At 44.3% G+C, this 18,698-nt stretch carries 14 protein-coding genes; all 14 read right to left on the bottom strand.

Annotation, left to right across the window (positions count from 1 at the left end):
• Positions 1–125: 125 nt before the first annotated feature.
• A complete protein-coding gene (gene tldD / locus ACROAE_RS08915) occupies positions 126–1,574 on the bottom strand; it encodes a metalloprotease TldD (protein WP_432400875.1) in 1,449 nt (482 codons plus the stop codon).
• A 59-nt stretch (positions 1,575–1,633) separates the two neighbouring features.
• On the bottom strand, positions 1,634–2,470 hold the full coding sequence (locus ACROAE_RS08910; RefSeq protein ID WP_432400873.1) for a carbon-nitrogen hydrolase family protein: 837 nt from the start codon (positions 2,468–2,470) through the stop codon (positions 1,634–1,636).
• Complete coding sequence (locus tag ACROAE_RS08905) at positions 2,394–6,638, bottom strand: YhdP family protein (protein ID WP_432400871.1); 4,245 nt, start codon at positions 6,636–6,638, stop codon at positions 2,394–2,396. Before ACROAE_RS08905 ends, ACROAE_RS08910 begins: the two co-directional genes overlap by 77 nt.
• Positions 6,638–8,128, bottom strand: a complete 1,491-nt coding sequence (gene rng / locus ACROAE_RS08900) for a ribonuclease G (RefSeq protein ID WP_432400869.1) — start codon at positions 8,126–8,128, stop codon at positions 6,638–6,640. The genes ACROAE_RS08905 and rng overlap by 1 nt, the downstream gene beginning before the upstream one ends.
• A gap of 83 nt (positions 8,129–8,211) precedes the next feature.
• Positions 8,212–8,799: a Maf family protein gene (locus tag ACROAE_RS08895; RefSeq protein ID WP_432400867.1), complete on the bottom strand. Its 588-nt coding sequence runs from the start codon at positions 8,797–8,799 to the stop codon at positions 8,212–8,214.
• Positions 8,800–8,840: 41 nt separating this feature from the next.
• Positions 8,841–9,332, bottom strand: coding sequence for a rod shape-determining protein MreD (gene mreD, locus ACROAE_RS08890; protein WP_432400865.1), 492 nt, complete (start codon positions 9,330–9,332; stop codon positions 8,841–8,843).
• Positions 9,329–10,429 carry a rod shape-determining protein MreC gene (gene mreC / locus ACROAE_RS08885; RefSeq protein ID WP_432400863.1) on the bottom strand — a complete coding sequence of 367 codons (1,101 nt, stop codon included), beginning with the start codon at positions 10,427–10,429 and terminating at the stop codon, positions 9,329–9,331. Before mreC ends, mreD begins: the two co-directional genes overlap by 4 nt.
• A gap of 61 nt (positions 10,430–10,490) precedes the next feature.
• Positions 10,491–11,540: a rod shape-determining protein gene (locus ACROAE_RS08880; protein ID WP_188956447.1), complete on the bottom strand. Its 1,050-nt coding sequence runs from the start codon at positions 11,538–11,540 to the stop codon at positions 10,491–10,493.
• 193 nt (positions 11,541–11,733) lie between these two features.
• The gene (locus tag ACROAE_RS08875; RefSeq protein WP_432400861.1) at positions 11,734–15,552 is read right to left on the bottom strand and encodes a DUF6701 domain-containing protein; all 3,819 of its coding nucleotides are present in this window, start codon (positions 15,550–15,552) and stop codon (positions 11,734–11,736) included.
• Entirely contained in the window at positions 15,542–15,997 is a 456-nt protein-coding gene (locus tag ACROAE_RS08870; protein WP_432400859.1) for an MSHA biogenesis protein MshP, read from the bottom strand. The genes ACROAE_RS08875 and ACROAE_RS08870 overlap by 11 nt, the downstream gene beginning before the upstream one ends.
• Complete coding sequence (locus ACROAE_RS08865; RefSeq protein ID WP_432400857.1) at positions 15,987–16,814, bottom strand: prepilin-type N-terminal cleavage/methylation domain-containing protein; 828 nt, start codon at positions 16,812–16,814, stop codon at positions 15,987–15,989. Before ACROAE_RS08865 ends, ACROAE_RS08870 begins: the two co-directional genes overlap by 11 nt.
• The gene (locus tag ACROAE_RS08860; RefSeq protein ID WP_432400855.1) at positions 16,814–17,398 is read right to left on the bottom strand and encodes a type IV pilus modification PilV family protein; all 585 of its coding nucleotides are present in this window, start codon (positions 17,396–17,398) and stop codon (positions 16,814–16,816) included. Before ACROAE_RS08860 ends, ACROAE_RS08865 begins: the two co-directional genes overlap by 1 nt.
• Positions 17,388–17,906 (bottom strand): type II secretion system protein, encoded by a 519-nt coding sequence (locus ACROAE_RS08855; RefSeq protein ID WP_432401171.1) that lies wholly within the window; start codon positions 17,904–17,906, stop codon positions 17,388–17,390. Before ACROAE_RS08855 ends, ACROAE_RS08860 begins: the two co-directional genes overlap by 11 nt.
• A 227-nt stretch (positions 17,907–18,133) precedes the next feature.
• Positions 18,134–18,646 (bottom strand): type II secretion system protein, encoded by a 513-nt coding sequence (locus ACROAE_RS08850; protein ID WP_432400853.1) that lies wholly within the window; start codon positions 18,644–18,646, stop codon positions 18,134–18,136.
• Positions 18,647–18,698 lie beyond the last annotated feature (52 nt).

Genomic DNA, 18,698 nt, shown 5'->3' with positions numbered 1-18,698 from the left:
CAATCATTGAGATCCACTGCACAGGTAAGCAATACAGTTAACCCTTAGAGAACAAATCGTTTCAAATACATAAACGAGCTTAATCGACTGTAGCACTCAGCATTAAGCTCATTCACTAACGTTTGTTACGCTGTACCGCCTACTGTTAAACGATCAATTTTTAATGTCGGTTGGCCCACACCTACCGGAACACTTTGGCCATCTTTACCGCACACGCCCACGCCTTTATCTAAGGCTAAGTCATTACCGACCATTGAAATGAGTCCCATGGCTTCAGGGCCGTTACCAATTAAGGTTGCACCTTTAATGGCTTGCGTCACTTCACCGTTCTCAATGAGATACGCTTCAGAGGCAGAGAATACAAACTTACCCGAGGTAATATCCACTTGTCCGCCACCAAAGTTGGGTGCGTAAATACCTTTTTTAACCGACTTGATGATGTCGGCAGGGTTAGACTCACCCGCATTCATGTAAGTGTTAGTCATTCGTGGCATGGGTAAATGCGCGTAAGATTCGCGGCGTCCGTTGCCTGTTGGCGCTTGGCCCATTAGACGCGCATTGAGCTTGTCTTGCATGTAACCTTTTAAAATACCGTTTTCGATTAAGGTGGTCTTTTGGCTTGGCACACCTTCGTCATCAATACTTAACGAACCACGGCGATTCTCCATCGTGCCATCGTCGACGACTGTCACTAATGTTGATGCCACTTGCTGGCCCATTTTGCCGCTAAATGCACTGCTGCCTTTACGGTTAAAATCACCTTCTAAACCATGGCCTACCGCTTCATGCAATAACACGCCAGGCCAGCCATTACCGAGCACGACTGGCATTTCGCCAGCTGGTGCATCAATAGCATGAACATTAACCTGAGCTTGGCGCACCGCTTCACGAGCAAATTCAAAGCTAAGGGGTAAACCAGCCTCGTCAGTGGCTAAAAATACACTGTAGTCATGACGACCACCGCCACCAGCGCTGCCACGCTCACGCTTGCCGTTATCTTCTAAAATAACGCTGCAATTAAAACGCACTAATGGACGAATGTCGGCGGCTAATGTCCCGTCGCTAGCGGCAATTAATATCTCTTCATGCACACCAGATAAACTGACCACAACTTGAATAATACGGCTGTCGAGGCTGCGAATATAAGCATCGGCTTGCTTGAGCAAATCGATTTTCTTCACTTCGTCCATCGCTGCAATCGGGTCGGCGCTGTCATACAGTTTATGAGCAGTTTGGCGAGTAAATGCTTTTACTTTATGCTGTTCACCCGCGCTAGCTATACCACGCGCGGCTTTTGCTGCGGCATCTAATGCTGCTGGGGTAATTTCATCGGCATAAGCAAAACCCGTTTTTTCACCGGTAATAGCACGCACCCCCACACCACGCTCAATGTGGAAACTGCCTTCTTTTATAATGCCATCCTCTAATACCCAAGACTCATGACGACAAGCTTGAAAATACAGATCTGAAAAATCAACATTGTGTTGATGAATCGTATTTAAGTAACCCTGCAGTCCATCTAAGGTTAATCCATCTTGCAATAAGCTTTGCTCTACTTGGGTTAAAAATGGCATTCAAATTCTCTTTTATTAATAGCTAACGCGTAGTGCGAATGAGGTTCTTAAGCGCCCACTTAAACAGGGGTTAATTGTGGCGCAATGAAACGATTATGGCCGATCACCGGCATTTGTTGGCGTATACGTTGTAGCTCACTGAGCTCAACCCTGGCTTGGGCCCAACCACACTCTGTAGCACGTTCGGCAATGACACGACCCCATGGGTCAACAATCATACTGTGGCCCCAGGTTTCTCGGCTACCTTGATTATGCTGGCCCCATTGCCCTGCACCCAATAAATAGCATTGAGTTTCGATGGCCCGAGCCTGTAATAATACTTGCCAGTGCGCTTCTCCGGTCACTTTAGTAAAGGCCGAAGGCAGTGCGATGTAATCAGCACCCGCTAAACGCAGCGCTCTAAACAAATCGCCAAAGCGAATGTCGTAACATATCGCTAATCCTACTTTACCAAAAGGCGTGTCGACAACACACAGGTGATCGCCTGGATGAAAGGTGTCACTTTCGCGGTAGGTTTTCGTACCGTCGGCAACATCAACATCGAATAAATGCAGTTTATCGTAATGACCTAGGGTGACGCCATGATCATCAAAAAAATAACAACGACTGAACACTCTGCCATCATCGGCACGCATCGGAATAGTGCCAGCAATTAAATACACTTGATATTGTTTGGCCATATTGGCTAATGCGGTTTTTAGCTCGCTTTGATGTTCGCTGCCGGCATATTGTAATTGCTGGCTTTCATGGCCGCCAAACAACAAACAGCATTCTGGCAATACCACCAATTGTGGCTCGCCTTGTTCACGCGGTAATAGCTTAAGCTGCGAGTCGATAAACGCGAGGTTGGCTTGAACGTCGCGACTGCTCTGGCATTGTAATAAGCTGATTTGCATAGTGCGCTCCTTGTAGCGTAACGACATTGCTAGCATCTGTATGTGAGTATGAGCTTGTATTTGAGATTGAGTTAGAGTTTGAGTTTGCTTGTGTAACAGGCTCTTCAGTTGCGGATTGAATTTCTGGTACCACGTTGTCGCTAACAGTATCTTTCGCTTTTGGGCTGATGCTTTCAACCGCATCAATACTGGTTTCATCTGGTTGCGGCAATATAGCCTTTGGAATTTCGATCTCTTTACTCTTGCGCTCTAGCTCTTCTAATTCAGGGTTGTCCATGGTGCCCGTGACCCGAAAGCGAATTTCTGAAATCACTTCAATTACGGGCTCTAACACTTTGGTTAATGCAAATGCGCCTAACCCTAAAGTCCATGCACTGGTGCTCAGTAATACTACGGTGGGTACGCTTGAGGCTAATTGCGGCACAAAGCGAATATCGTAATTAAGGCTTTGGGTCGTTAAGTCGGTATACCCTCTCACCTTCATATTACCGGCTATGGCATCCATTTCAGTATCGGTAGTTTTTACTACCCCGTTATCAATGGTTAAATTACCCGCAAAAGTATTAAAATATAGCCCTTGGCCAAATACGTCTGAAAAATCTAACGACAATTTACGCAATAATGAATCTAAGCTAAACAATGAAAACACCCGTGCGCCTTTATCACTGATTTCCGATAAATATCCTTTACCTAGGTCAAACTTAATTTGGCCGTTTAAGGTGTCGAGCGAAAAGTGATAGGGCGCGGCTTGCCATGATACTTTGCCACTGAGATCTAACGGCGCCTCTTTGAGGCCAGGGTTAATGCCCAGTGTGGTCGATAAGTCGTCAAAGTTGTCTGCCAGCAGTTTGACATCAAACTCAGTGTTGTCGACACCCTCATTTAATGACCATAAACCGTTGGCTTGTAAAGATAGCGCAGGCTTGGTAAGTGATAATGTTTGGAATTGATAACCTTGCTCGGTAGGTAAACCTTGTAATACCAAATGCCCTAATGACAGCTCATAAACGCTAAAGTCCTCCACATCAACGGCAAGCGTTGGCATTTGCTCAATCATGCTAGCTTCATTAGTCGCATCAACAGTTTCACTTGATATGGCGGCTTGTGTGGTCGATGGTAGCTTTTGTGTCTTTGGCGATAGATGCAGTTTATTTGCCACCACTTTTATACCTTGCTCACGCCAGTTTGAGTAAAAATCGATTCGACCGTCAAATTGCTCAGAAATCGCATCAAAACGCCATACATATTCCGTTGGTTGGGCGTCAAATTGTAATTGATCAAACGATTGGCCTAATACATTTAGCTGAGCAACATTGGCATGGATCCCCACGAGTGGTGGAAATGCCGCTGGAGCGGGAACATTGTTAACCGCTGCTAAGGTGGGGTTATTTAAAGATGATAATTCGGTATCAGTTAAAATCCGGTCTCGTACCGATGATGCGATAACTTCTGGCTCAGCGGCTGCACTAAACCGTTTAATCAGTGGTAACCATTGCGCTAACTCAACTTTTGGTAAGTCGAGATGTAAGTGACCATATTGTTTTCTCAGCTTGTCACCTAATTTAAAATGACGGCCTACCATCACATCGTAAAATGCCAGGTTATCGCCATATTCGGCGTTAAACCCGCCCCAAAACTCAACATCGTTGCCGAGTTTAATGCTCAGTGATGACTGTTTATTGTCGCCGATTAGATCAGCACGCAGTTTTTTCGGTTCGTCTGCTGATTTTGCATATGGAGTGGGTAAATCGAGTGCAACACCGACTAAGTCTGAATTTGCCGACACTTGTAAACTGTAACCGCTTGAGTCAAACACCATCGTCAGTGCGCCGTCCCAATCAAGCTCGCCATGGTATAAACCTGTCATGGGATTATTTAGCTGGTTTGATAAAGTATCCAGATCCCAGCGGCCACCCATATTGACGTTTAAGGCAAAGTTGTCGTTTTGTTTACCCGTGCTCACGCTAAACGTCAGCGGCTGTTTAAACAATTTTGCCTTGATATCTTTGGCTTCAATGAATTGATTTACAAAACTGACTTGCCCTGTGACTTGTTGTAAATCTAAGCCGGGACTAGCAATAAAAATAGGATTATTGGTTAAATTAACCTGACCTTTTAGTTGTTGCTGACCACCTTGATAAAGTGGAATCGCTAAATCTAAATTAATGCCAATAGGCTGTTTTATCTGTACCACATCTAATGTCGTGCCGACTGAATCTTTAAGTGGTGATTGATTAATGACTTGAGTCGCGGCCTGACCATCTGCACTGATCTCGGCTTCGACTTTTAATAACGATGCTTTACCAAGCTGCGGGATAGACACCCTGGCACCATCGACAACCACTTTGCCTAACATCCCTTGTTCAATATGCAGGTCCATTAAGGCATTTTCAAACAATGCCGACAAGGTTAAGTCGCTTACGGCGGGCCAATCCGGTTGGAATTTAAAGTTGCCTTGCGCTAACTCAAAACTAGCTTGAAATACGCCACTACTGTCTTGATACGGATAACCGCTTAAATCACCGTGCCACACCACTTGCGCGTCTTCAATGTTACCTGCTTGTAAGCCACCATTAAGGTAATCAACTAAACTTGGGCTCATGGCCATTAACGGAAAATATCGCCCTGCATGGGCTACATCAAAAATACTCATGTTGGCGGCTAACGCTAAATGCTTCGTCTCGCTTAAGTCAAGGTTTACCCCTGCTTGCAATGCAATATCGGCATTGCTTAAGTTGATATTGGGAATCGTAAGGCGTTGTGCCGTCAAATCGACTCGGCCCTTCATCGCCTCACCTTGCAATGCCAATGGATGACTAAAACTGTCGCCAAAATCAAATTGGTAAGCTTGTTGTGGCAGAGCAAAATCAAGTTGATTATTAGCCCATGTAAGCTGTAAATCAATGGGGTTTAATCCGGGAATGGCATTAAATGACTGCCATTGTAATTGTTCAATATCGGCGGTGGCGATAAGGGGTTGTTGTGCTTGTTTGTATAACCGAATTGGCCCTACAACGCCTTGAGGATTAAGCTGTTGCCAACGGTTAACTTGTTCTAACCCCAAATCTGGGATTAAAGGCAGTAAAGGCGTTAATAAAGGTGGGATAATTTGATTAATATAACCAAAAAGTTGTCCTTTTTGAGCGCCAAGGGCCAGTGTCAATTGTGGCCATGCTTGCTCGTTAGTCGATAATGCTAAATCGTCACTGCGTATTTTCCAGCCACCTTGCTCAGGTGTCCATTGTAATACCCCAGAATCAATGGAAAATTTTTGCAGGCTATCACTATCTTGCCACTGTAACCAACTCGGTTTAAAGATCAATACACCATCACGAAGTTTACGGTTAGCAAACGTCATCCAGGCATCTAAATTGATCACGCCTTGAAACTCAATCTTGTCAGTTGCTTGTTGAGCATTATGCTGACGAGATGCCCACTCTCCCAAATCAAGCGATTCTGCAGACACATATAACTGCCCGCTAACAGACTCTGGCTGATAACCATCACCACTAAGATCAATTCGTAAGGTCAGCTGCTCATTATTTGATTCAAGTTGATCAACATGGATTAACCCTTGTGCTCGATGGCGATTTTGGCTGTTCTGCCATTCAAGGTTATCGATAAAAATCGGTCGATAGTCATGCTCACTGCTGATTAATTGTAATGAGGCATCGGTTATCGAAAAATGCGCTAACTGCTCCAATAACAAGTGATAAAGCCAGTCTACATTTGCTTGCGGTTGGCTGTTGTTGTCGCGGTGATCGCTGTCGTCATTGGTTGACAATTGGTCCAAATTTAACGCCACACTCACACCGTCAAACACTACGGTTTCAACTTGTGGACTCAGGGTAAAAAGAGACTGCCAAAAGTCGAGCTTTATGTGCACGTTTTGGCTAATAACCGTCATAGGCAGTGACGCTTGTGGAGGCAGGTTTAAATTTTTAATGCTCAGTGCAGGACCAAAAGCTTGCCATTCGGCATTCAATTCATCCATTTGTACCTGTAAATGATATTCAGTGTATAAATAATTAACCAGCTCGGTTCGCACTTCAGGAATATGTGGTAACAACCCGCGAATAAGGCTAACAGCCAGTGCAAAAAGCACTAGCGTAATCGCCAATATTTGCCAACAGATCCTGTTGATAGTTGCTGCCCGAGTTGTTGACACTACATCATCACCACATCATATTTGCTTTGAATATATAGAGGTTCGTTTTGCAGACGGATGCGTTTACCGATGTAAACTTCAAGCTCTGCCAATAAGTGCGACTCTTCACCGCTAAAACTCATGTAAACCGCAGGCGAGCAATACAATAAAAACTCATCGGCTTTATAGGCTCGGTTTAAGCGGATAATTTCGCGGAAAATTTCGTAAGACACCGTTTCGATGGTTTTCATGGTGCCCGTTCCCTGACACGATGGACACTCACCACACACCACATGTTCAAGGCTTTCGCGAGTTCGTTTACGGGTCATTTCAACTAAGCCCAAACCAGAGAAACCACTCACACTGGTTTTAACGCGATCAAGGGCAAGTGCAGCGTTTAAGCTTTCAAGCACCCTTGCCTGATGTTCTTTATTCAACATATCGATAAAGTCGATAATAATAATACCGCCCAAGTTACGTAATCGCAGTTGTCTGGCAATGGCTTGAGTGGCTTCTAAATTGGTATTAAAAATGGTTTCTTCTAAATTACGATGGCCAACAAATGCGCCAGTGTTGATGTCGACGGTGGTCATGGCTTCGGTTTGGTCGATAATTAAATAACCACCCGATTTAAGCTCCACTTTACGGCCAAGTGCCCGCTGCACTTCATTTTCAACATCGTATAATTCAAAAATAGGTGCAGGCCCAGCATAGTGCTCAATCTTGTCGGCTATTTCTGGCATAAACTCTTGGGCAAACTGCTGTAATTCAGCATAAGTGCGGCGTGAATCGACTTGAATATGGTCAAGCTCAGTACCGACAAAATCACGAATAATGCGAACAGGTAATGCCAGGTCTTGATAAAGTAGCGTGGCACCTTTTCGTTTACGACGCTCACTCACTTTGGCCCACACTCGGCGTAAAAACGCTGCATCTTGTGCCAGCTCGTCTTCACCAATATTTTCTGCGGCGGTGCGGATAATAAACCCGCCGTCATCGTCGACGTACGGTAAGGTGATATTTTTAAGGCGTTGACGCTCTTCTTCAAGCTCAATGCGTTGCGACACACCCACATGGCTAGAACCAGGCATAAACACTAAATAGCGCGACGGCAAAGTAATGTCAGTAGTGAGGCGAGCGCCTTTGGTTCCCAGCGGGTCTTTAACCACTTGCACTATAATATCTTGCCCCTGGCGAACCAGCTCAGCAATGTCGCGCACCACAAAGTTGCCTTTTTCGACATCGGCAACACATTCGGTATGGGGAACAATATCAGAGGCATGTAGAAAAGCGGCTTTGTCTAAACCAATATCCACAAACGCAGCTTGCATGCCGGGGAGCACACGACTAATTTTACCTTTGTAAATATTGCCCACCAAACCGCGCTTCATACGGCGCTCGATGTGGACTTCTTGCAACACACCATGCTCGACTAATGCAACACGCGCTTCGGTTGGCGTAACATTGATGAGAAGTTCTGTGCCTTTTTTACGTTGTGCTTTTATGTTCATAGGCCACCTGTATTCAGGTCATGCTCCAATCGTAATATTGACAGCAGTTGCGCCACCGTATGAAGACCGATTAAAGCAAAAGGTTAAGTTTGCTGCATCATGCAGGCTAATAATTCTCGAGTTTCAACTAACGGTAAACCGACTACTGCAGAATAACTGCCCGTAATCGACTTAACAAAACAGCCACCCAAAGCTTGAATACCATATGCACCCGCTTTATCCATGGGCTCACCAGAAGCAACATAAGCATCGATATCGGGGGCAGATAATTCGCAAAAGCTAACTTGAGTGCGGCAAAGACGATTTAAGGTGTGCTTGCCATCGGTTAACGCCACTGCGGTCATCACTTCATGGGTGTTGCCAGATAACAAGGTTAACATGCGCTTAGCGTCTTCAGCATCGACAGGCTTACCTAAAATGACGCCGTTAAGCACCACAATGGTATCTGAACCCAGCACTCTTGGCTGGCTAAACTGTGCACTTAATACCAGCCCAGCCTGGGCTTTTTCTATCGCTAACCGACAAACATAATCTGCCGCTAATTCATTGGCGTTGGGTGTTTCATCTATATCAGGCGCGACAAGTTCAAAACTAAACTCTGCAAAACTAAACCCCGCTTGCGCGAGTAATTCTTTTCTTCTTGGTGAAGTTGAAGCCAGTACCCAAGTCATGTTTATTCACTCTATTGATGCTATTTAATCAGAAGGCCTGATTAACGTACTTTATATCGACGGCGTATATTGCGTAAAACCCAAAATACCCACCACCAAATAAATAAACTCGACACGGCAGGTAAAAACATATTGAAATCAAACGGTGTAGCACCAACCACCACAAACTGCACCCAAAAAATCAGGGCATGATAAATACATATCAAACTGGCGATAACCAGCGACTGTTGCCAACGAGGGTAATTTCGCAAACGTTGGCATATAAGCACCACAATATAAATCACTAGCGATAGCGCTAAGGAGCGAATACCTAACGTCGCGCCCAGCAATACATCGAGCATCACCCCGAGTATCCACGCAGTAAGAATACTGTATCTATGCGGTAGTGCCATCGCCCAATACACCATGACCATCAACAACCAATCTGGTCGCCAATTTTCTACCATGCTCGGCAAGGGCATAATTTGAAACATCATCCCAATAAAGAGCGTTAGCCATACCACTAAGCGGCCACTGGCGATATGCGCACTCATTGGTTCACCTCACTGGTGTTAGGAATTGGGGTTGACGATGAAGCGGGTTGGTTTGTATTCGGTGCAACCACTGAATTAGAAGTAGGATTAAGGGATGAATTAGGCGCTGTATTATTCGCCGCAGGATCCGTTCCAATGGTTGTTGTAAGTGACGTTTGTGTTGGTGTAGGTGTTGTGGCTTGTCCAAGAGGTTGTTCACTATTAGCTGGCACATTATTTTGCGGTGCACTTGCTGGATCGGTGGCAACAACGCCGACCAAATCAGCAGGTAAAGTAAAAGGCTTGGTTTCATCAGGCCAAATCAACAACACATAACGAATACGGTCTAGCGCAGCTAACGGTTGGGCATTGATCACCGCATAGCTTTGGCCATCGTCACGAGAGACACTAATCACCCTTGCCACAGGGTAGCCTTCTGGAAATCGATTTCCTAAGCCAGACGTCACTAATAAATCACCGGCAATAATATCGGTACTTTTCGCCACATGGCGCAGTTCTATTTGGTCAATATCGCCCGTACCGTTGGCAATCGCTCGCACGTCGTTACGGGTAACACGAACCGGAATGCCATGAGTCGTATCAGACACCATTAACACGCGACTGGTAAATTCACTGACCTCAATAACCTGTCCCACAACCCCTTGAGCATCAACCACCGGCTGACCGACATAAACGCCAGTTTGCGAACCATGATTGAGCACTACAAACTGACGAAACGGATCGCTGGCCACTTCCATGACTTCGGCAACCACTTTACGTGAGTCCATGTGAACAGGAGAACCGAGTAATGCGCGCAGTCGTTCATTCTCTTGGCGAACATGTTCAAAACGCTGTAAGCGTTCAGACATCACCAATTGTTGACGCAACAGTTCTTTATTTTGCAATTCAAGCATATTACGCGTCGCAAATGCTTCAGCAGACCAATCGAGCATCACACCGGGTACATTGGCTAAATATTGTAATGGGCTTAACAGAGAAGAGAGTGATTGGCGGATAGGATCAAGGCGATGATTCGCAACAAGCAAAGCCACCGACAAAATAATTGCCAGTGTCAGCCTAAATTGATTTGAAACGCCACGAACGAAAATTGGTTTCATAAATTGTGCGCGGCTTTGCTAGCACATATTGCTGTTAACAAAGCCACTGTGCAGTTAATCATTAATTCTCTTCTGAGAACAAATCACCACCGTGCATGTCAATCATTTCAAGCGCTTTACCGCCACCACGAGCCACACACGTCAGTGGGTCGTCGGCAACCATTACAGGGATACCGGTTTCTTGCATCAGCAAACGGTCTAAGTCACGCAATAATGCACCACCGCCGGTTAACACCATGCCACGCTCTGAAATATCTGATGCTAATTCTGGAGGAGATTGCTCTAAAGCCACCATCACTGCGCTGACAATACCTGATAAAGGCTCTTGCAGCGCTTCTAAAATCTCGTTGCTGTTTAGCGTAAAGCTTCTTGGCACACCTTCAGCAAGGTTACGACCACGCACTTCGATTTCGAGCACTTCATCGCCAGGATAGGCTGTACCAATAGTATGCTTAATACGCTCAGCTGTTGCTTCGCCAATTAAGCTGCCGTAGTTACGACGAACGTAGTTGATAATCGCATCATCAAATTTGTCGCCACCAATACGCACAGATGATGAATACACGACACCGTTTAACGAAATAATCGCCACTTCGGTAGTACCACCACCAATATCAACAACCATTGAGCCTGTTGCTTCTGATACCGGAAGGCCAGCACCAATTGCAGCAGCCATTGGCTCTTCAATTAGGTAGACTTCACGTGCGCCTGCACCCATTGCTGATTCGCGAATTGCACGTCGCTCAACTTGAGTTGCTCCAACAGGAACACACACAAGTACACGTGGACTTGGGCGAAAGAAACTGTTGTTGTGGACTTGTTTAATAAAGTGTTGAAGCATTTTTTCAGTCACATAGAAGTCGGCGATGACACCGTCTTTCATTGGACGAATTGCTTGAATATTACCAGGCGTTCGGCCTAGCATTTGTTTTGCGTCTCTGCCAACAGCAGCAACTGACTTTGGTCCATTGCTATTGCGTTCGCCACGAATGGCAACTACTGAAGGTTCGTTTAGCACGATACCTTCATCGCGAACATAAATAAGAGTGTTTGCCGTACCTAAATCGATCGATAGGTCGTTAGAAAAAATGCCGCGCAGCTTTTTGAACATGTATCAGGCCTGTATTCTGTGAAGTCAGAAGAAAGAAAAATCAGGTAACTTTATCAATGACACCCCTATTCTACAAGACCGAACAGGTTAACAATTGCTAATCTGGCGTTTTTTTTTACAAAAGTATGTAAAAAAACGTCAATCGAGCAATTTTAATCCTAAAAAGCGTAAAAGCGATGCTTTTTTATTCCGATTATTGACCGACCTCACGCCAATAAATGATCCTATCATGACCTCGATAGCGACCAAAGAAGGCACTTGCTCTTGGGTCATAAAGTGCAGTCGGGCTTGCCTCATCCCAATTCCAATACCATTTGAGCCAATTGTCGACTTGTAGTGGTGCAGTCACTTGACCACGATATGGAACAGAACCCGTGTTTTTCCATAATAAGGTTAATTGGCCATTGCTCACTAAACTGCCCGCATCACTGCGGGTCACGCTTTGCCCAGTGGTTAATAAAGGTGCATAAATTTCAGCGCCATCAAGCGGGTCAATGACCTGGCTACAACTGTCATTAATATTGGTTATCCAACCCGTACCATTCCAATATTGGGCATAGGTTGGCATGCGCAATATTTCGGTTTCTGGGCCAAAGGTATTGTCCATTACCACACGGCCATGGCGAAAATCCTGAGTCGACAATAATGTAGCGTTGCAATTGCTGCTGTCACTGCAGACTGAGTTTGTGTCTGCTCGCATATCGGGCGAAGCAACAAATGACACATTGCCATCGTTATCAGCAACCTGAACGCCAATAGCTAATTGGCTAAAAGGACCATCGACACCCGATGCAGCCAAGCGACTAAAATTAGCTTTATAATCCACGTCAACACTAGCCTCTCCTAGACTCCATGAGCTGGCATTAATAGGTAAAGTGCTTAAGCGGCTGCTTAAATCAACGCCATCATTAAGATTCTCTCCAACTAAACTAGCACTGGCTTTGGCAAAATCTCCCTGATAATTCTGGGTGATATAAGAGCCAGTATTGTATGCACTTAAGGTAAGGGTTAAGCCAAAAGGCTGGTCCATATAGGTAAAGCTGCCACAACTTGGTATGACACTTGAGCTGGTAACGGTAAACCTGTCTGGTACAAACCGACCAATATTAGGTGATGCTGCCAGCGGAATATCGTAAAAGCTCGAACCTAAATAAGAACTGGGTGGATTAGCGCTGAATTTAAATACACCGACTTCACTGACGGATTGAGCTACGGTATTCGTGTTTGTTGCTTCTGCTACATGGTTATACTGTGATGAGCCAACCGCACCTAATACACCGCCCGAAGGTGACACTAATTGATGGCTTAAGACGATATTACTGTGGACATAATTAGGCGTATTGAGATTGTCGCAATAATTAGCATCGCCATCGACTTGCCATGCTTTACCTTGAATGACTAAATCAAACGATTCACCGGCTTTTTTATAGCGATTACAACTGCTATTTCCTGCCGAGCACTCCGCGGTACTGTCTTTGGGTGCTACACACAATCCCACAGGGAAACTCACAAATTGATCAGAGCCCAGCATCACCAATCCGGCTTCATCGCCACTGCCAGTGTATTTTGCATCAAGCTGCATTTTGCCCGCATCGGGGTAGTTAACATCAATATTGGCTTTACCCGTTGCATCAAAAGCCAACGCAATCGAGGTAGCAGCCGAGCTTTGCTTGCCGACAGTCGTATTATTCACTGTAACCGACGACCCAATGATTGGCGTAACCGGCTCAATGTGAGTACTCCAAAAGCTGACATTTTTTGTGGTGTTGGCAAAGGTCGGAATACATTGCAAGGTTTCATCGGATTTTTTCACCGCACTAATGGCAATATTACCCGTAGATTTATTGGCTAACTTATCCGGCACATCAAAAATAAAGCCACTGTCGGCAAAACTAAATTTACAGCTTGCAGAATTTAACGCACTTGAACCACTGCGGCACAAGGTATTACTGCCTGCGATAGTAGAAGGAACAGAAGATTTTACTCCTATCGTGATAGGTGTAATAACATTATTACGCAATGCAACTGTAGCAATGCCACTGTTAAACTGAACTAAATTAGTTTTAGCCGCATTGACGTACCACGATCCATTCGTGTTTGGATCAAGAGATAACTCAGCTTGTACGGGGTCGGTAAACAAATCACATGCAGCATTTTTACAGGCTTTAACGGTCATCGCCTCGGCCTTACAAGTCAGTGGAGAACTAGTGTAATCAAACTCAAAATGATGAATTTGCTGGCCAACCTCTCTGGATTTAAGAGCGCAAACCTTAAAGTTATCCATCTCATGATTATTGTTTGAGCCACCAGTTGAACCTGTTATAGACAAATAAAAGTCTTCCGGGACAGGAGCTTGCCCTGAAAAACTTAATGCATCAAAAGGCTCGATTAACGTTTCATAATTATCCGTAATACCATTATTCGTGGCATCGCGCAGCACTGAAACTATTGCTGTTCCTGACACTCTTGAGTCAATAATGATTTTATATTTATGATTTGGTTGAGCACTGGATGTACTCCGCACATCAATTTTAGGACTAATATTGGCTTCCGTACCGGTTAAATACCGATAACTTGTGTTTGCAGAACCACGAATTGCCACGGCTTGAGCCCTACGTCCAGGACCTTCATTTTTACCTTCGTTGGGACTAGAAAAATTACCGTATTCATCTAAAGCTATGCCTAGCCATCCCCCCGCAAAACCAGGGGTACCGTTATTACGCGGAGCATAGCCTAAAGCACCACCAAAACTCCCAGGTTGTGGGGTAATACTGGCATCAGACAAAATAATTGCGATACCATCTGCTCCTGTGCCCGACTGGCTCGACCAAGCAAAATAATCAAACTCAATTTCAACTAAATTATTCGCTGCAGGAAATATACGTTGGTAAGTACTCGATGTCGCTTGATTGCCTCTAGCGGAGGTAAAACGCAGTCTATTGCTCACGATTGAGGGCGGCAATGAAGACCCTAATACCTTAAGCGCCCAATCATCACCAACGTCAGTACGATCAAAATTATCTGTAAAACATTCGCTAGGTTCCAACGCAACAAAGCTATAGTTTTCATTGAGATGATTACGTTCACTGTCACTATAGGTGTCTTCATCAACAAACATACTCACTGTATCGTTAGTTAGATGACAACGTCGCAGCCATCCCCCATTACCACCTAAGCGACTATTTTTACCCGCCACAAAGATTGGAGCATCAGTAAAACCGACTAACTCAGTTGTTTTTTTACATTGTTCAGTGATATTTCCCACTGAAGAACCATCAAGCGTATTGGAAGTACCAAAGTGATAATTGGTGTCGACACCATTTAACGTCATGCGACCGATGGCAGTCATTGTACCGTTAGGGGTGCTCAACGATAAATAACCAATGGTTTCATTTTGAATTTGGCTATTATTTAAATCTCCAGGCTGACATCGATTATTACTTTTCACCTCAGAAGTATCTAACGCAAGCTTGATCCCCGAACTCGTAAACTCAGAGGTACTCGTTAACCAACAGTCATTATTCTGAGTTTGAATCTGATTCAACAACACATTTTGGCTTGCAGGTAAATCAACAGAGATATAGGGTGAGTTAGAACCAAATAATGCCTGATTATAATTAACTGAACCTGCAATGAGCTTGATGTCATTAGGCAGTTCATAGGTCCCTGGTGTGACGGCAATCCAATGTACTTCAGACATTTCAATTGGTGCTACGTAACGGTTATCAGGTGATACTGGTTTTTTTTGTGACCATGTGAAACCTTGTGCCGATACACTATCAATAAATACCGATGCTGGACCATCGTTAGTCTCGTCTTCGGTGGTCGGCATTAAAAAAACCAAAGGAGTTACACCTGAAGGAAATGACGTGTCAAATGTAATATTATTGGCATCTGCTTTACCATATTGAATATGAAAATCACTGTCATTTGCGTTGGCGCTATGTATCCAAAAAGCAACAATAATCGCGCTTAATCCCAGCCACACTTTTTGTAGTCGTTTAATTCCCACGCGCTTCTACCTCTACTTGGCGACTCACTCGTAAACACGTTGAGCTGCTTGAGTTACCCGCACAATCACCGGTTTCGCATACCGCTAAGCTATTAATTCGATATTGAACAACACTGCCAACACTGGCGGTATTACAACTAATACTAACGCTACAATTATGAAATCCAACCGCGTTGCTCGGAGGCGTCCAAGATGATGACACATTACTACAGGTTGCCGCACTGCCACTGAGCGGGAACAACTGCGCTAATGCCGCATCAGCACCACTGTTAGCGCTAAACAATGCTCGCGTTCCCCACACTTCCATATTCACCGACTCATCAGCATCGCCAACGATACGAATTAAACTCGCTGCAACCAGAAACATCACGGTTAACACAAAAATACCAATAATTAATGCGCTACCATGTTGAGCATGATGAGTTAACTTATGCTTAGGGAACATTCATCACCTGCACTTGATGTTGATATTGAAACGTCTCACCATTAACCGCAAACAGTGGCTGTAAATGCACAATCGCATTAGTCACTAATGTTGCAGGAGTTAAAATAATGGCGGGGTTAACGGTTAAGTTATTAGTAATATTTTGCGCCATTAGCACCCCTACGCCCATTGTTGTGGGCGTGGGTTGAGTGGCCTGATAACCGTAATTTTGATAAAGCCGTAATTCAACCGTACTTGCAGAGGAGACAAAGCAATAGCTTAACGGGCTATCGGCAGCATATAAACGCATTAATGGCGAAGCCTCAGTAAAACGCACTGATTGAGTCAAGGTGATGGTTAATTGATCGCCCGTCTCAGACACACTTTGCACAATAAAGCGTTTCGCTGTTGTCCCTTGAGGGTTGTAAACTTCAGGATCGGTTAGCGGGTAAATCAATACTGACTGCCCTGCGCTAATTGGTCTAATGCTTTTGATTGCGGTAAGGCTATTGCGCGCAGTCTCAGGTACAAACGGCGCGTCAAGGTATGAGGTACTTGTTAAAATGGGCAGCAATTCAATACATTGATAACTGCCATCGGCTGCGGTTAACACCCGAATACTATTGGGCACTGCACGGCGGATGTCTCGGGTCATTCTTTCAATGCCAAAACGGCTTTGACTCAGTACTTGATCGACCGCGCTCGACTCAACAAAAATACGGGTGCCAAATATCACAAAGCCACTGACGCCAATAATCACAATACCTAAAATCAAAATAACCGTGACCATTTCGATTAACGTAAACCCAACGGCTTTAGCACGTGAATTCAACAGCATCAGTAATTACTCCTTACCGCTTGGTAAGTAATCACTTCATTGCTAGGTGTAGTGACATCTACGCTAATTAATTTTTGCGCCTTCGTTACTGAGTCGAGATAAGCCACCGACACTTGTATTTCATAATTAGGATAGGCCTGGGCATAAGCTTGGCTTGAGTCGAGCATCATGTCATCTTGATCTAAGCCATGGTAATCATCAACATCATTAAACGCATCACGGCTTTCACCGTCAGGCCCAAGAAAAGGAGTTCCGTCAGTAGCTAAAGCATAAGAACAATCTAAACCGGCAGAAGCATTACACGCTGGAATACCACCATTGGCATTGGTATTTTGATCATAACGCTTACCCCAGATCTCATTCATGACCGAATGAGCGAGCTCAGCAGATCTCACACGTTGCAGCGTAGCGGCTGCTCTGTCGGCTTGAGGGAACAACATGCTGGTTAACATGACAATACCGATACCAATGACCATCATGCCAATCACTAACTCAATTAACGTAAAGCCGGCATTAAGGTGACGAGCGGTGATGTTATGTTGCTTACTGAAGTTGACGATGTTGAAATTAAATTTATTGGGCATAAATATAGCCCTCAGATTCAACTGCGATAGCCAGTGTTTCATCTGCCATTGCATTAAAGCAATGACCAGAACACGCTGGTGAAATCATACGTCCCAGGCTGTCAAATGTAATCGAAAACACCTGGCTCGCAGTACTGGCAAGTGCGATGTGAGCACCACCACTAAAAGTTTGCGGCTGCTCAGTGCGAAATGGGTTACTACAACTATTACCGACTCTATTATTAAAGTAACGCAAGGTATAACCGCTTGCGTTCACGTCGACTTGGTAACATTGATCGGTATTTTGAATGGCTTTTAGCTGTACGTATCTGAGCTCACTGATAAACTCATTACGTAAGGTGAAGGCACTGTATGAACTTGCTCCGATTAAACGAGGTAAAATGGACACAGTAAGAATGCCAACCAAAATAATCACTGTCACCAACTCGATCAAACTAAATCCTTTCGAGGTTACATTTTGATATATAGGTTTAGTGAATAGGCGGCTTCGTACTTTGCTGTAATTCATCGCGTTCATTCTGTCCTATGCTTAAATGTTGCACCAATACCAATAAGAACGATTACTTAAATGTGAATTGCTCACCAGCTCTAACAACTTAAGCGGCGATATTTTAGTTTGTTACAACTTTAGCAGTATGGCAAATTTAATGTTCGCGATCACTCAAACATGGTGATTTTATTATTTATTTTTGCCAAAAAAAAACCTGCAAAGCAGGTTTTTTGATTGCCATTTATTTAACAACCATTTGTACTTAAGACATAAACTGGTGTTACAGTCGCTGTTGCATTTGTATACTGCAAATAACAAGCATTAGCCGCTGATGCAGAAGCGATTTTACCTTTGGGGATAATTCTGAAAACAGAGTTACTCACACGACGTACGCCCCAATCACTAGTAACTACGGTAGTATCGTCAGTTAGAGCTTCAAAATCTGACTCTAAAGCTGATTCTAAATTTGTTTCAATGTCCCCTACAGTCGCTGATGACGCAATGTAACCATAGACAACATTTACTGTTGCAGGGACAGTAACACTAGAACTCGCTAAGGTATTACTACCGGCAATAATTGATTTAGAATAAACTAAACTATTAGCACCTTGAATAGCAGCTTTCATTCCACTTAACGCCGACACGCGTGCATCACTTTGTAAGTTAATAAACTTAGGCGCTGCGGTAACAGCTAAAATACCGAGAATAATGATCACAACCACTAATTCGATTAATGTAAAACCTTGTTGCTTTTGCATATAAAACACCTCTATTCAAATGACTCTTTATCCATATATGATGGATCAATCG

Source organism: Shewanella sp. MF05960 (assembly GCF_050849305.1).
Lineage (GTDB): Bacteria > Pseudomonadota > Gammaproteobacteria > Enterobacterales > Shewanellaceae > Shewanella.
Note: the sequence above shows the minus strand (reverse complement) of the source record. Positions and strands in the feature narration are given on the sequence as shown.